Annotated in this window: 14 protein-coding genes; 12 read left to right on the forward strand and 2 right to left on the reverse strand. The window is 29.2% G+C overall.

Going from position 1 to position 13,683, the window contains the following annotated elements:
• Nucleotides 1-364 precede the first annotated feature (364 nt).
• The 9 genes from purB (at nucleotide 365) to P161_RS0117050 (ending at nucleotide 9,065) form a co-directional block, all read left to right on the forward strand.
• A complete protein-coding gene (purB, locus tag P161_RS0117010) occupies nucleotides 365-1,708 on the forward strand; it encodes an adenylosuccinate lyase (RefSeq protein ID WP_026778093.1) in 1,344 nt (447 codons plus the stop codon).
• Between the two features lie 15 nt (nucleotides 1,709-1,723).
• Nucleotides 1,724-2,806: a YcjF family protein gene (locus P161_RS0117015; RefSeq protein ID WP_026778094.1), complete on the forward strand. Its 1,083-nt coding sequence runs from the start codon at nucleotides 1,724-1,726 to the stop codon at nucleotides 2,804-2,806.
• Between the two features lie 9 nt (nucleotides 2,807-2,815).
• Nucleotides 2,816-3,211 carry a hypothetical protein gene (locus tag P161_RS0117020; protein WP_081817057.1) on the forward strand — a complete coding sequence of 132 codons (396 nt, stop codon included), beginning with the start codon at nucleotides 2,816-2,818 and terminating at the stop codon, nucleotides 3,209-3,211.
• 1 nt (nucleotide 3,212) lies between these two features.
• Nucleotides 3,213-3,989, forward strand: a complete 777-nt coding sequence (locus P161_RS0117025) for a TerC family protein (protein ID WP_026778096.1) — start codon at nucleotides 3,213-3,215, stop codon at nucleotides 3,987-3,989.
• A gap of 79 nt (nucleotides 3,990-4,068) precedes the next feature.
• Nucleotides 4,069-4,299 (forward strand): hypothetical protein, encoded by a 231-nt coding sequence (locus P161_RS0117030; RefSeq protein WP_026778097.1) that lies wholly within the window; start codon nucleotides 4,069-4,071, stop codon nucleotides 4,297-4,299.
• Nucleotides 4,300-4,337: 38 nt separating this feature from the next.
• Nucleotides 4,338-6,740, forward strand: coding sequence for a TonB-dependent receptor (locus P161_RS0117035; protein WP_036841635.1), 2,403 nt, complete (start codon nucleotides 4,338-4,340; stop codon nucleotides 6,738-6,740).
• A gap of 13 nt (nucleotides 6,741-6,753) precedes the next feature.
• Entirely contained in the window at nucleotides 6,754-7,320 is a 567-nt protein-coding gene (locus P161_RS0117040; RefSeq protein ID WP_026778099.1) for a hypothetical protein, read from the forward strand.
• Between the two features lie 106 nt (nucleotides 7,321-7,426).
• Nucleotides 7,427-8,164: a hypothetical protein gene (locus P161_RS0117045; protein WP_026778100.1), complete on the forward strand. Its 738-nt coding sequence runs from the start codon at nucleotides 7,427-7,429 to the stop codon at nucleotides 8,162-8,164.
• A 136-nt stretch (nucleotides 8,165-8,300) separates the two neighbouring features.
• On the forward strand, nucleotides 8,301-9,065 hold the full coding sequence (locus tag P161_RS0117050) for a CDP-alcohol phosphatidyltransferase family protein (protein WP_026778101.1): 765 nt from the start codon (nucleotides 8,301-8,303) through the stop codon (nucleotides 9,063-9,065).
• Here the strand turns inward: P161_RS0117050 and P161_RS0117055 are convergent.
• Nucleotides 9,062-10,369 (reverse strand): MFS transporter, encoded by a 1,308-nt coding sequence (locus P161_RS0117055; RefSeq protein WP_026778102.1) that lies wholly within the window; start codon nucleotides 10,367-10,369, stop codon nucleotides 9,062-9,064. The two genes, P161_RS0117050 and P161_RS0117055, sit on opposite strands and share 4 nt — an antisense overlap.
• 160 nt (nucleotides 10,370-10,529) lie before the next feature.
• Complete coding sequence (locus P161_RS0117060; RefSeq protein ID WP_026778103.1) at nucleotides 10,530-11,351, reverse strand: M48 family metallopeptidase; 822 nt, start codon at nucleotides 11,349-11,351, stop codon at nucleotides 10,530-10,532.
• A 93-nt stretch (nucleotides 11,352-11,444) separates the two neighbouring features.
• Between P161_RS0117060 and P161_RS0117065 the strand changes: the two genes are divergently transcribed.
• The 3 genes from P161_RS0117065 to P161_RS0117075 all read left to right on the forward strand — a co-directional run bounded on the left by P161_RS0117065 (nucleotide 11,445) and on the right by P161_RS0117075 (nucleotide 13,504).
• Complete coding sequence (locus tag P161_RS0117065) at nucleotides 11,445-12,320, forward strand: alpha/beta fold hydrolase (RefSeq protein ID WP_026778104.1); 876 nt, start codon at nucleotides 11,445-11,447, stop codon at nucleotides 12,318-12,320.
• Nucleotides 12,317-12,796 carry a peptide-methionine (R)-S-oxide reductase MsrB gene (msrB, locus tag P161_RS0117070; protein WP_026778105.1) on the forward strand — a complete coding sequence of 160 codons (480 nt, stop codon included), beginning with the start codon at nucleotides 12,317-12,319 and terminating at the stop codon, nucleotides 12,794-12,796. Before P161_RS0117065 ends, msrB begins: the two co-directional genes overlap by 4 nt.
• Before the next feature lie 183 nt (nucleotides 12,797-12,979).
• The gene (locus tag P161_RS0117075; protein WP_026778106.1) at nucleotides 12,980-13,504 is read left to right on the forward strand and encodes a DinB family protein; all 525 of its coding nucleotides are present in this window, start codon (nucleotides 12,980-12,982) and stop codon (nucleotides 13,502-13,504) included.
• Nucleotides 13,505-13,683 lie beyond the last annotated feature (179 nt).

The following is a 13,683-nucleotide window of genomic DNA, read 5'->3' on the forward strand; positions in this document are numbered from 1 at the left end:
TCGTGGCATTAGAACTTTTATTTTTTATTATATATTTTTTTTTTTTTTGCGGAATTCGTGAAATTAGTATCTAGAAAAAGATAATTCGATTCTAGATTTTAATTAAAATTTTTGACTTTTTTTGCCACATATTCACGAATTAAAAAAAATATCATTGAAAATGGAATTTCACTAATTTAAAATCCTTTGGATTTTTTGAGTATAGAGAACATCTCCAAACTAAAAAGAAAAAATTCGTGAATTCGTGGCTTTAGAACTTTTAATTTTTTTGAAATTATTTTTATGAAATTCATAAAATTAGTGTCTAAAAAAACAATTCAAATCTACTGAAATCCTTATTTTTGCATCTAACAACACAACTAACATGAACTTGACACAATTAAATGCGATTTCTCCAATTGATGGACGTTACAGAGGTAAAATATCGAAACTAGCAGACTATTTTTCTGAAGAAGCCCTAATAAAATATAGAGTACGTGTAGAAATTGAATATTTTATTGCACTTTGTGAAATCCCTTTGCCACAATTAGCTGATTTTAACACTAATTTATATGAGGATTTACGTAAAATTTATACTAATTTTACTACTGAAGATGCTCAGAAAATAAAAGATATTGAAAAAATAACGAACCATGATGTAAAAGCAGTTGAGTATTTTATCAAGGAAAAATTTGATGCGTTAAGTTTACAAAAATTTAAAGAATTTATCCATTTTGGATTGACTTCTCAAGATATTAATAATACTGCAATTCCTTTATCAATTAAGGAAGCTATGAATGATGTTTTTGTTCCTCATTATTTTGAGGTTTTAGAAAAACTTCAGGAATTAGTTGTGGAATGGAAAGACATTTCTATGTTGGCGAGAACTCATGGTCAGCCTGCTTCACCAACAAGATTAGGAAAAGAAATTGATGTTTTTGTAGTGCGTTTAAAAGAACAATTTAATTTATTGAATGATATACCAAGTGCTGCAAAATTTGGTGGTGCAACTGGTAATTTTAATGCACATAAAGTTGCTTATAAAAACATCGATTGGAAAGCTTTTGGAACTGAGTTTGTGCAAGAAAGATTAGGGTTACAACATTCTTTTCCAACCACTCAAATTGAACATTATGATCATTTAGCTGCGTTGTTTGATACGTTGAAACGTATCAATACAATTATCATAGATTTGGACAGAGATTTCTGGACCTATGTTTCTATGGATTATTTTAAACAAAAGATTAAGGCTGGTGAAGTAGGTTCTTCTGCAATGCCACACAAAGTAAATCCGATTGATTTTGAAAATTCTGAAGGAAATTTAGGAATTGCAAATGCCATTTTAGAACATTTATCAGCAAAATTACCAATCTCTAGATTGCAACGTGATTTAACTGATAGTACAGTTTTAAGAAATGTTGGTGTTCCTTTTGGTCATACCATTATTGGTTTTACATCTACCTTAAAAGGATTGAATAAATTATTGTTGAACAAACAAAAATTTGTAGACGATTTAGAAAATAATTGGGCTGTTGTTGCAGAAGCAATTCAGACAATTTTAAGAAGAGAAGCGTATCCAAATCCTTATGAAGCTTTAAAAGGTTTAACAAGAACTAATAGTAAAATCAACCAAAAATCAATTGCAGATTTTATTGATACTTTAGAAGTTTCATCAACCATAAAAGAAGAATTAAAAGCAATTACACCAAGTAATTACACAGGAATTTAAATCGATAAAAAACATATGGCAAAAGACCTTGGTAAAATTATTGAAGACGCAATTAACAAAGCTATCAAAGACAGAGGCGAAGTTAATGTACTGATTGCTGGGAAAACTGGCGTTGGAAAATCGACTTTAATAAATGCTGTTTTTCAAGGTGATTTTGCAACTACTGGTCAAGGAAAACCTGTTACACAAAAAACGCGCGAAATTAAAAAAGACGGAATTCCGTTAACATTATTTGACACAAGAGGTTTAGAATTAGAAAAATATAAGGAAACTTTTGAGGAATTAGAAACGTTTGTAAAAAACAGAAACAACGATTCTAACCCAATGAAACATATTCATATGGCTTGGATTTGTATTGATGAAGGTTCCAGACGTGTAGAAGATGCAGAAATTGAATTGTGTAATTTACTTTCTAAATATATGCCAGTAATTGGTGTAATTACAAAAGCAGTTTCAGACCAAGGTTTTAGAGCAAAAGTATTGGAACTTTTGCCTAATCTTAAAAATGCAGTTCGTGTAAATTCAATTTCGGAAGTTTTAGATGATGGACATGTAATACAAGCTTCTGGTTTGGAAGATTTGGTAGATTTAGCCATGGAAATTGTGCCTGAAGCTCAAAAACACGCTTTTGTTGCTGCTCAGAAAGTGAGCTTAAAGCAAAAAAAAAATAAAAGTCACGCCATTGTTGTAGCTGCAGCAACTACTGCTGCTGGAACTGGAGCTGCACCTATTCCCTTTTCTGATGCTGTTGCATTAATTCCAATTCAAGTGGGCATGTTAGCAAGCATTACTGCTGTTTTTGGTTTCGAATTGAAAAAAGCATTTTTATCAACATTAGTTTCATCGACAATTACAGCAGGTGGAGCAACACTTTTAGGGAGAACAATCATATCGAATTTATTCAAATTATTTCCAGGAGTTGGTAGTATTGCTGGTGGTGCAATTGCAGCATCTACAGCATCTGCATTAACAATTGCTTTTGGTGAAGCGTACATTTCTACCTTAAGCTACGTTTTAAAAGATAAAGAAATATCTGAAGTAAATGAAACCGATATTTTAAGTGAATTTAGAAAACGGTTTAAAAAATCAAAAAAATAAATATATATAATGACTCAAAATAGTAAAAGTACAATCCGTTTTTTTTCTATCATCTTTATGCTCGTTTTTGTTATTACAAGTTGTAATTCAGGCGTGGAAGATAATTCAGATAAATTTAAATTAGGTGTTTTTGAAATTCCTGCTGGTAAAGATTTTGTAAAAGAAACCATCATCAGAAAAGATAGCATTCAGATTAGTAAATATGGAGACCATATTGATACACTTTCAATTGAATGGAAAAATAATTTTTTCTACACATTAAAGTATATCAATCCTAAAAACGATTTACAAAAAGACCCAATGTATGTTCAAATAAATAAAATCAAAGAAGATTCTTATGACTTTACTGTAAAAATCGGTTTTTCGAAATTTTCAAAAAAAGGAACAATTTATAAAGTAAAATAAAATGGAAATATTTTTACAAGCAGAAACTTGGGTTTCTTTGTTAACGTTAACTTTTTTAGAAATTATTTTAGGAATTGACAACATAATTTTTATATCAATTTCAGCGAATAAATTACCGGAAAATCAAGTTAAAAAAGCCACAATGTTAGGGTTAGCTTTGGCAATGATTACAAGAATTGCGCTTTTATTTAGTGTATCTTACTTAATTGCCATGAAAGATCCTTTCTTTTCTGTGGATTTAGGTTGGTTTAAAACAGGTTTAACTGGCCAAAGTATTATATTATTTTTAGGAGGAATTTTTCTGTTGTATAAAAGTACAAGTGAAATTCGTGAAAAAATGGAAGATACAAATGAAGATAAAGTGATAAAAACACCAAAAGTAATATCTTTTAAAAACGTAATTTTTCAAATTATTTTGATTGACATCGTTTTTTCTTTTGATAGTATTTTAACAGCTGTTGGTATGACAAATGGTATTGATGGCGCTTTAACAATTATGGTTATTGCAGTAATTATTTCTATTTTAATTATGATGCTTTTTGCACAACCCATTAATAAATTTGTGAATAGAAATCCAACTATCCAAATGTTAGCATTATCGTTTTTAATTTTAATTGGGTTTATGTTAATTACAGAAGGTGCACATTTATCGCATACTGAATTTTTTAACAAAACTGTAGGCGCAATTCCAAAAGGATATTTGTATTTTGCAATCGCTTTTTCATTAGGTGTGGAAATGCTAAATTTAAAATTAAGAAAAAAGAGCGAAAAACATTAAAACAGCTAAAAAAAATATAGGCATATTACTACTGTTAATTTTTTTATTACCAGTAAGTATCAACTCATTGCATGATTTAATGAATCATGAACATGCTGTATGTAACTCTAAAACTGTAAAACATATTCACGAAAAAGATATAGATTGTGAGCTTCATTTACTGAAACAAAGCAACTCTTTTTTAGCTGAAAATACATTCGAAATTTTAACACAAACTATTATCACTAAGAATAATAGTATTGCATATAATTATTTAAAAAACCATTCACAATTATCGTTTTCATTAAGAGGGCCACCTCAAAGTATTTAAATTAAGTCTATTAATTTACATATTGAAAACAAAAAATAATGAAACTATTTTATTATTGTGTTTTTGTGTGTTGTTTATATGCAACTGCATCAGCACAAAATTGCACTCTTTCTTTTAAAGGAAAAGTTACTGATTTTCACGATAGTTCTATAATAATTGGAGCTTCTTTACAAATTGAAAACACCAACAAATATGCCACCACAGATTTTGATGGCTTATTTGAATTCAACAACATTTGTGAAGGAAAATATATTGTTATTATAAAACATGTTGCTTGCGAAACCAAAAGGATCAACATCAACATTAGCGAAAATACATTTAAAGAAATTACTTTAGAACATCACTTAAACGAGTTGAATGAAGTTGTTGTTAAAACGAACACTAAAACTGAAATAACAAGTATTGAACAATCTTTGAAAAAAGGTGTTATAGACAATTTTACAGACAAATCTTTAGGAGATGCTCTAAATACTTTAAGTGGTGTATCCTCTTTAAATACAGGAAATTCTATTGTAAAACCCATGATTCATGGGTTACACAGTAGCAGATTGTTATTAATTAATAATAACGTAAGAATGTTTGACCAAGAATGGGGAGATGAACATGCACCAAATATCGACATTAATGCTAGTGAAAAAGTTACGGTTGTAAAAGGCGCAAATACTTTAAAATATGGTAGTGATGCCATTGGCGGTTTAATTTTAATTGAGCCAAAAAAGTATGCTGTTATAGATTCTCTTTTTGGAAGCACAATAACTTCTTTTAACTCTAATGGTTTAGGTGGTAATATAAATTCGGAAATTGTAAAAACCTACAAATCTGGTTTGTATGCAAAATTACAAGCCAATTATAAACAGTTTGGCGATTTTAAAGCTCCTGATTATTACTTAACTAATAGTGGTTTAAAAAGCATCAACACTTCTTTTAGAATCGGTTACAATGGTTACGAAAAAGGTTTTAGTGCGTATTATAGTTTTGTTGATAATGAATTTGCCATTTTACAATCTTCTCATATTGGGAATGTAAATGATTTGGTAAACTCGATTAATAACAGAGAACCAAGAGTAATTGAAGATTTTTCTTACGATATAAATTTTCCAAAACAAGAGATAACGCATCATTTAGCAAAAATTGAAGCGTACAAAAGAATTAAAGGTTTAGGAAAATTATCGATTCAATATGATTTACAAATTAATAGACGAAAAGAGTTTGATTTAAGAAGAGGAGACAGAAGAGATACACCAGTTGTCGATTTACGATTATTTACAAACTCCTTACAGACGGATTTAGAAATAGATTACTCTGATGCACTAAAATTAAACACAGGTATTTTAGCTCGTTATCAACAAAACGATGCAGTTGCAGGAACAGGAACCAATCCTTTAATTCCTGATTTTGATAAATATGAAGCTGGCGCTTTTGCAACAGCCAATTATAAATTAAATGTTGATACTGAATTGAGTGCTGGTGTTCGATATGATTTTTCTAGAATAGAAGCCAGAAAACAATACAATGTTACAGATTGGCAAGAAACCTATAATTATGATGAATTGTTTCCAGAATTTGAAACAGGCGAAATTCGTGGAACTACCATTTTTACTAGACCAGAATTCTCGTTTCATAATTTTTCTGCTAGCTTAGGTTTTAGCAAATCTCTTGATAATGATATTTCGTTATTTATCAATTATGGTTTAGCTTCTAGAATGCCAAATCCATCAGAATTATTTAGTGATGGTTTGCATCACTCTGCAGCTCGAATAGAAACTGGTTTGCTAACCATCAACAAAGAAATTGCCAATAATTTTATTGTTTCTTTAGAACGAAATAATGACAACTTTGGGTTTGTAATTAGTCCTTATTACAAACACATAAATGGTTTTATTCAGTTGATTCCTGTGGGCATTACCACAACTATTAGAGGGGCGTTTCCTGTTTGGGAATACAACCAAGTTGATGCAAGAATTTTTGGAATTGATATTGATGTAAACAAAAAAATTAGTAAAAAATTCAATTTTAAAGGAAATGTAAGTTTATTAAAAGGCGATAATATATCAGACGATATTGCATTAATCAACATGCCTTCAACAAACTTTACAAATGCTATTTCTTATAAAAACGAAGAATTGAATCAATTAACAATTAGTTTACAAAACAGGACAGTTTTACAACAAAATCATTTTCCAGATTACAATTTTAACACTTTTAATGCTATACAACAACAAGACGTTTTTGTAGATATTAGCTCAACACCTCCTGCATATTCATTATTTAATATTCAAACATCTGCAGTTTTTAAAGCTTTTAATAAAGGAAGCCTAAAATTAGAATTTAATGTAGATAATTTGTTTAATGTTTCTTACAGAGAAAACTTAAACAGACTCAGATATTTTGCTGATGAATTAGGGAGGAATTTCAATTTAAAAATAAAAATAAATTATTAAAAAAACACACATTATGAAAACTTTAAAATCAAATACAATAAAATTATTCGCTTTATTATTTATCTCTAGTGTTGCACTTTCTAGCTGTTCAGAAGATCATGATGATGATCATGACCATGGATCCGAAGGAGAATTAATTACAACAGTAACCTATACTTTAACAAATGGTAATGATATTGTAAATCTTGTTTTTACAGATTTAACAGGAGGTAGTTTAGATGATGCAACCTATGATGTTTCTGGTTCTTTAACTGCAAACACAACATATACTGGTGTTCTTAAATTAGAAAATGCAACTGAATCGCCTGCAGAAAATATTACTTTAGAAGTAAAAGCAGAAGGAGATGAACATGAGTTTTTCTTTGCATCTAGCATTGCTGGACTAACATTTGAAAAAACAGATACAGATATAAATGGAAATCCGATAGGAATTGAAACTTCTGTAACTACTGGAAGTGCAGGTTCAGGAACATTAACTGTAGTTTTAAAGCACGAACCTACAAAACCAAATAACGGAACTTCTGCAAATGCTGGTGGAAGTACAGATGTAGAAGTAACTTTTAATATTGCTGTTCAATAATAAAGACATTATTTTACTAAAAAAGCGGCTAATTTATTAGCTGCTTTTTTATTGGCTATTATTCCGATTATTCTCTATAAATTTATCCTATTTTAAAATTATTTATATGGCTGAAGAAATCTTATTAAATGAAATTATTATTGGTTACAGAAACTTAATTGCAGAACGTTATCAATATAAAATTTTAAAAGAAAAGTATGATTTTCCAGAGACAATAAATGAGGAGGTTGTAGAAGATATTAAAGCCTATTTTTTAACGTATGTGTACCCTGATTTAGAAAAAAGAGCCGAATTAAATGAAGCCTTTAGCACTTTAGACGATTTTATAAAACATCCTGAAAAATTATTAAATTTAGTATTGCCATCTTTAAAATTAATTTTTACGCATGGCAAGCATTTACCTAAAATTTTTAATGCAGGCTTAAAAGCAATGAAATCTTTTAGAGGAGCTACAAAATTTGAAAATGCAATTGTTCAAAAAGCAAAACAAGAAAATAGTAAACCGCCTTTTACAACTAAAAAAATCAACAAACTTATTCAACTTTTGCCTTATAGCGAGTTGGAAGAGTTTATGAAAAATACCGAAACTTTTTTCAATATTATTTATGACAAAGAATTGGTAGAAAAAATTAAGGAAATTATTAGTTTTTTAATCTCAAAGATGAAAAGCAAACCTAAAGTATTCTCTATTAAAGAGATTAAAGGTTTAAGTTTAGCATTAGAAACCATATCGAAAGGAGAAGAAATGCTAAATAAAATAACACTAAAAGATCAAGAAATTTTAATTGGTTTTGTGTTGCAAATAGAAAAAGATCATTTACAAGCTATTTTTAAAACTCATTAAAAATTAAATTTAAGAAGATAAAAAACACAAAAAAGTATTCGCAATTAAAACAACATTGCCTATTTTTGCCAAAAAATAATTTGTGCTGTTTTATAACTTTATAAGTGATAAAAATGCTCGCTAAAAAAGCATTTTTATGTCTAAATTACCAAAAGAAAATCGATTTATTGATGTCTCTGATTATGGAAGACCAATTGCGAGAATTATTGCAAACTCTTTAAAAGAAACTTCTTATACTCCAATAGATGTTACAATAGCCTTTGTAATTTCTGGTTTAATTGCTGTGTATTGTATTTTTAATGGTTATTATTTTGCAGCAGCTTTCTTTTTAATTTTTAAATCTATTTTAGATGCTGCAGATGGCGAATTAGCAAGATTAAAAGAAACACCTTCTTATACTGGCAGATTTTTAGACTCTATATCTGATATTATCCTGAATTTTATCATTTTTTACACACTTTGGATTATAACAGATACCAACGTTTTATTTGCTTGTCTCGCTTTTTTCGGCATTCAATTACAAGGAACGTTGTACAATTATTATTACGTAATTCTTAGAAATAGGTTTGATGGAGATACCACAAGTAGGGTTTTTGAAAATAAAACACCTATAGCTTTGCCTGGAGAAAGTCAAAAAAACGTAAATATACTTTTCTTTTTATACAAAGCTTTCTATGGCATATTTGACAAAATAATTTATGCTTTAGATAAAAATGCTTCTCAAGGAAAAACACTTCCAAATTGGTTGATGTCTTTAATTTCTATGTTTGGTTTAGGTTTTCAACTTTTAATAATAAGTGTTCTTTTAGTTCTAGGATTAAAAGAAATTATTATTCCTTTTTTTATAGGATATTCTGTCTTAATCTTTCTTTTTATATTTATAAGAAAAAAATTTTATTAGCTTACATATTTTGTTTTCTTTATAGTACTTAACGTAATAAAAGCGCCTAAAAAGAAAACACCTAAAGCCAACACACTCGATTGAATTGTAAAGAAAGAAGTTAACAAACCAAATGTAACCATGCCAACAACCAAGGCAATTTTTTCTGTTACATCAAAAAAGCTAAAGTAAGAGGCTGTATCATCTGTTTTTGGTAATAATTTAGAGTATGTAGATCTAGCTAAAGATTGAATTGCCCCCATTACCAAGCCTATTAAAGCTCCTAAAATATAAAAGTAAAGTTCGATGTTTGGTGTATCTTTTGTTAAATTAAAACCGATAAAACAAACCAAACCCCAAATTGCAATGGTAATTTTTAAAGTTTTTATATTCCCGATTTTATCAGAAAGTCTAGAAAATAAAAAAGCTCCAAAAATTCCTACAAACTGAACTAATAAAATAGTTCCGATTAAATTAGCAGTTTCTAAGCCTAAAATGGTTCCGAAAATACCTGCCATTAAAATTATGGTTTGTACACCAATACTCAACATAAAAAAAGCAATTAAGAAAGTTTTTAACTCACTATACTCAAATAATTCATTGGCTACTTTTTTTAATTCTTTAATTCCCTTTGTAAAATAATTATCTTTTGGTAACGTAACTTTTTCTGTATCTGGTAGTTTTCTATACGTAATTTGAGCAAAACCTAACCACCATAAACCTACTAGAACAAACGAAATTTGAGAGCCAAATTGTTTATCATAAAATCCAAAAACTTCAGTTTCAATTATAACTAAACATATTCCTAGTAATAAAATAGAACCTGAATACCCCAACATAAAACCTTTTGCACTTACTTTATCTTGCTGTTCAGGATGTGCAACTTCTGGCAAATACGCATTGTAAAAAACAATACTTCCCCAAAAACCAATACTCGCTAAAATGGTAAATAAAATACCAACCCATAAAGTTTCTTTTCCTGTAAAAAAGAACAGACACATTACTGATATAGAGCCCAATAAGCAAAACCCTCTTAAAAATTTCTTTTTATTCCCTGCATAATCTGCAATACCAGATAACATTGGCGACATTAAAGCCACCACTAAAAAAGAAAAAGCCAAAGCATAATTATACAAAGAAGTAGGATTCCAAAGCATTCCTAAAAACTCTATTTTTCCAAAAGTATCTGCAAATCCTTCAGAAGCTGTTAAACCAGCATAATAAATAGGAAAAACTGCAGTACTAATTACTAACGAATACACAGAATTTGCCCAATCATAAAATGCCCAAGCGTTTATTAATTTTTTATCCCCTCTTTTTAACATGAAGTCGTTTTTTAATGATTAAATCTCGTTTTAAAAAAACGAAAATGGCAAAAATTATATTTTTAGTATTCTTTTTTAGTATTTCAAAAATTGTCTCACTAAAAAAGCCGTTCAATAAAATATTGAACGGCTAAATATATGAAATCTAAATGCTATTTAATTAATTCATTTGCGTATTTCCTGTTTTATTAAATTTAGCTGCATATTTTCTAGCAGTTGGTAAATAGGTTCTCAAATCTTGAATTCTAGATTCATTTGTTGGGTGTGTACTTAAAATTGCTGGCTGAGAACTTCCTCCAGATCTTTGACTCATTCTTACCCAAACTTCAGCAGCTTCTGTACCATCATAACCAGCCATAATCATAAAAACCAACCCTAACCTGTCTGCCTCTTGTTCGTGAACTCTACTAAACTTTAACATTCCCAAGCCAGAACCAACTCCAAATGCTGTATTCCAAATTTGTTGTGTTTGTGAGCTTTCTCCAGAAGTTCCTAAAGCAACTGCTAAACCACCTATTTGTTGCAATTGTCCTTGAGACATTCTTTCTTGACCATGTTTTGCAAAAGCGTGTGCAACTTCATGCCCCATAACTGCTGCTACTCCATTTTCATTATCACAAATTGGCATAATACCCGTGTAAAAAACAACTTTTCCTCCTGGCATACACCAAGCATTTACAGTTTCGTCTTGAATTAAATTAAATTCCCATTTATATTGATTGGCATCTTCTGCCATTCCATTTGCTCTCATAAAACGATCTACAGCAGCAGAAATATTTTGACCAACATTTTTAACTTGATTCGTCATTTCTCTATTGGTAGATAGTTTATTTTCTTCTAAAAAACCTTTGTATTGCGCAAAACTTGCAGGTAAAACCTGGGCATCGCTTACAAAATTTACACGCTTCCTTCCTGTAATTGGCACAGTACTACATTCTGTAAATAGAAATACAAATAATAATAAGGTTGTTATTTTTTTCATTTTTAAATATCTTTTGATTTTCGGTAGCAATTTATTAATTATTTAATTAATATTTGTGCTTTATTAGTTCTTAAAGTAACTTCAATACATATTATGGAATCTTTTTTCGATAAAGAAAAATTAACATCAAGCTTAAAAATTCCAAAAGCAGTTCAGTTTTTTTTTAAAACTACGTACTTTTTTTCTGAAAGCATCACTCTATATTTTGCTTCAAAATTATTTACAACGCCCATCAATTTTAAAACACCTAAAAGGGAATTAGGTATGGAAGAAGCTGCACAGAAAAAGACATTGCATGTTGCATCTATAAAAAAAGACATTCATATTTTGTCTTATGGTTATTCAGATAAAAAAGTTTTATTTGCTCATGGTTGGGCAGGAAGAAGAACTCAACTATTTTTGATTGCCAATTTGTTACTAGAAAAAGGGTTTATGGTTATTGCTTTTGATGCACCTTCGCATGGAAAATCAACAGGAAAAACAACGAATATATTAGAATATATAGAAAGTATAAAAGCTATAAACAAAGAGTTTGGTCCTTTTGAAGCTGCTGTTGGGCATTCTTTTGGAGGAATGGCAATTACGAATGCACAAGCAAATCAAGAAATATTTAAATGTTTGATTACAGTTGGTTCTGGTGATAAAATTGAAGATATTTTAATTAATTTTGCACAAAATATAGGTCTAAACACAAATTTTGGTCATCAGCTTAAAAAATATTTTGAAAAAAAGTGGAACATCAAACTCGTTGATTATGACACGAATGAAGTTGCAAAAAAAATAAACGTTCCTGTTTTGGTAGTTCATGATGTTTTAGATGGAGATGTGGCTGTAAGTTGTGCCATAAATATTCGTCTAAATTTAAAGAAAGGAAAATTGTTAATTTCAGAAGGATTAGGACACACAAAAATTCTTCGAGATCAAGAAACAGCTAACAATATTATAAATTTTATAAAACAAAACAAATGAAAAAATTAGCAAGTATATGTATTTTAGTATTGATGATCAGTTGTGTTGGAACTGCGCAAAATTCATCCAAAGAAAAAAAGACATATAAAGTAGAAAAAACAAGTGCTGAATGGAAAGAGCAATTATCGCCAATTGCCTATAATGTTTTACGCGAAGCTGGTACAGAAAGACCTTTTACAAGTCCATTAAATGATATAAAAAAGCCAGGAACTTTTGTTTGTGCAGGTTGTAAAACACCTTTGTATAAAACTGAACATAAATTCGATTCAGGAACTGGTTGGCCTTCTTTTGACAGAGCTATAAAAGGCAGTGTAGAATTAGATGTAGATTATAAAATTGGTTATGCAAGAACCGAATTAAAATGTAATACTTGTGGTGGTCATTTAGGGCATTCGTTTGATGATGGCCCTCAAAAAACTACAGGAAAACGCCATTGTATTAATGGTGCTGCTTTAGAGTTTATTGCAGAAAAATAGGTTATAAATCTCTTTTAAAATTATTATAAATACCTTCAAATATTGTTTTGGAGGTATTTGCTTTTTACATCGTAAGTGAAGCATGATTTTTACTATACTTAAAGTAAATTTATTTCTGTTTATAAAAAAGCAAATTGAAAATCTATTTTTATTTCTTACATTTAAAGTCTTAATATCAAGTTGATGGATAAAATTGAAATTGCAGATTTATTAGAAGAAAAACATAAAGATTTGTTTTTATGGATCAACAATCAGCCTATAGAAATTTGGGAAAAAGGCCCAAAAGATAAATGGACAGCAGGTCAACATATTCAACATTTGGTTGATAGTTTGCAATTGTTAAATAACGCGTTAAGTTACCCAAGGTTCTTTTTAAAATATAAATTTGGTTTGGCAAACAGACCTTCTAGAGACTATAAAACTGTGGCAAAAAGGTATGATGACAAATTGGAAGAAAATCAAGATAGAGCTACAAAATTTAATCAAAATTTAAAAAAACCAACGTTAAAAGGAAGAGAACATTTATTAACAAGGTTGCAAATTCAGCAGAAAAAATTGCAATATAAAACTAAAAAAATAAGTGAGAAAAATTTAGACACGTTGGTAATTCCTCATCCATTAATGGGAAAAATGACTGTGAGAGAAATTATTATGTGGACAGCTCATCATACAGAACATCATACAGAAACCTTAAAATTATTATATTAATTGACTAAGATAATTCGTAAACCCTATTTATTTTTCTTTGGATTATCGATAATAACATTTATAGCTAGTTTTATTTTTAGTGATAAAAGTTTAGATTTTTCATTTTACGACACTTATTTTGGTATTTCGTATCAATATTTTTGTCAATTTTCGGCCATTTTTTATTTGATGATAGCCTT

The sequence above is a fragment of the Polaribacter sp. Hel_I_88 genome (assembly GCF_000687935.1).
Lineage (GTDB): Bacteria > Bacteroidota > Bacteroidia > Flavobacteriales > Flavobacteriaceae > Polaribacter.

What these genes read in the sequence shown, in the direction of transcription:
- P161_RS0117055 (WP_026778102.1), bottom strand. Translation starts at nt 10,369, where the DNA reads ATGTTAAAAAGAGGGGATAAAAAATTAATAAACGCTTGGGCATTTTAT.
- P161_RS0117015 (WP_026778094.1), top strand. Translation starts at nt 1,724, where the DNA reads ATGGCAAAAGACCTTGGTAAAATTATTGAAGACGCAATTAACAAAGCT.
- P161_RS0117075 (WP_026778106.1), top strand. Translation starts at nt 12,980, where the DNA reads ATGGATAAAATTGAAATTGCAGATTTATTAGAAGAAAAACATAAAGAT.
- P161_RS0117040 (WP_026778099.1), top strand. Translation starts at nt 6,754, where the DNA reads ATGAAAACTTTAAAATCAAATACAATAAAATTATTCGCTTTATTATTT.
- P161_RS0117025 (WP_026778096.1), top strand. Translation starts at nt 3,213, where the DNA reads ATGGAAATATTTTTACAAGCAGAAACTTGGGTTTCTTTGTTAACGTTA.
- P161_RS0117030 (WP_026778097.1), top strand. Translation starts at nt 4,069, where the DNA reads ATGAATCATGAACATGCTGTATGTAACTCTAAAACTGTAAAACATATT.
- msrB (WP_026778105.1), top strand. Translation starts at nt 12,317, where the DNA reads ATGAAAAAATTAGCAAGTATATGTATTTTAGTATTGATGATCAGTTGT.
- P161_RS0117060 (WP_026778103.1), bottom strand. Translation starts at nt 11,351, where the DNA reads ATGAAAAAAATAACAACCTTATTATTATTTGTATTTCTATTTACAGAA.
- P161_RS0117050 (WP_026778101.1), top strand. Translation starts at nt 8,301, where the DNA reads ATGTCTAAATTACCAAAAGAAAATCGATTTATTGATGTCTCTGATTAT.
- purB (WP_026778093.1), top strand. Translation starts at nt 365, where the DNA reads ATGAACTTGACACAATTAAATGCGATTTCTCCAATTGATGGACGTTAC.
- P161_RS0117035 (WP_036841635.1), top strand. Translation starts at nt 4,338, where the DNA reads ATGAAACTATTTTATTATTGTGTTTTTGTGTGTTGTTTATATGCAACT.
- P161_RS0117020 (WP_081817057.1), top strand. Translation starts at nt 2,816, where the DNA reads ATGACTCAAAATAGTAAAAGTACAATCCGTTTTTTTTCTATCATCTTT.
- P161_RS0117045 (WP_026778100.1), top strand. Translation starts at nt 7,427, where the DNA reads ATGGCTGAAGAAATCTTATTAAATGAAATTATTATTGGTTACAGAAAC.
- P161_RS0117065 (WP_026778104.1), top strand. Translation starts at nt 11,445, where the DNA reads ATGGAATCTTTTTTCGATAAAGAAAAATTAACATCAAGCTTAAAAATT.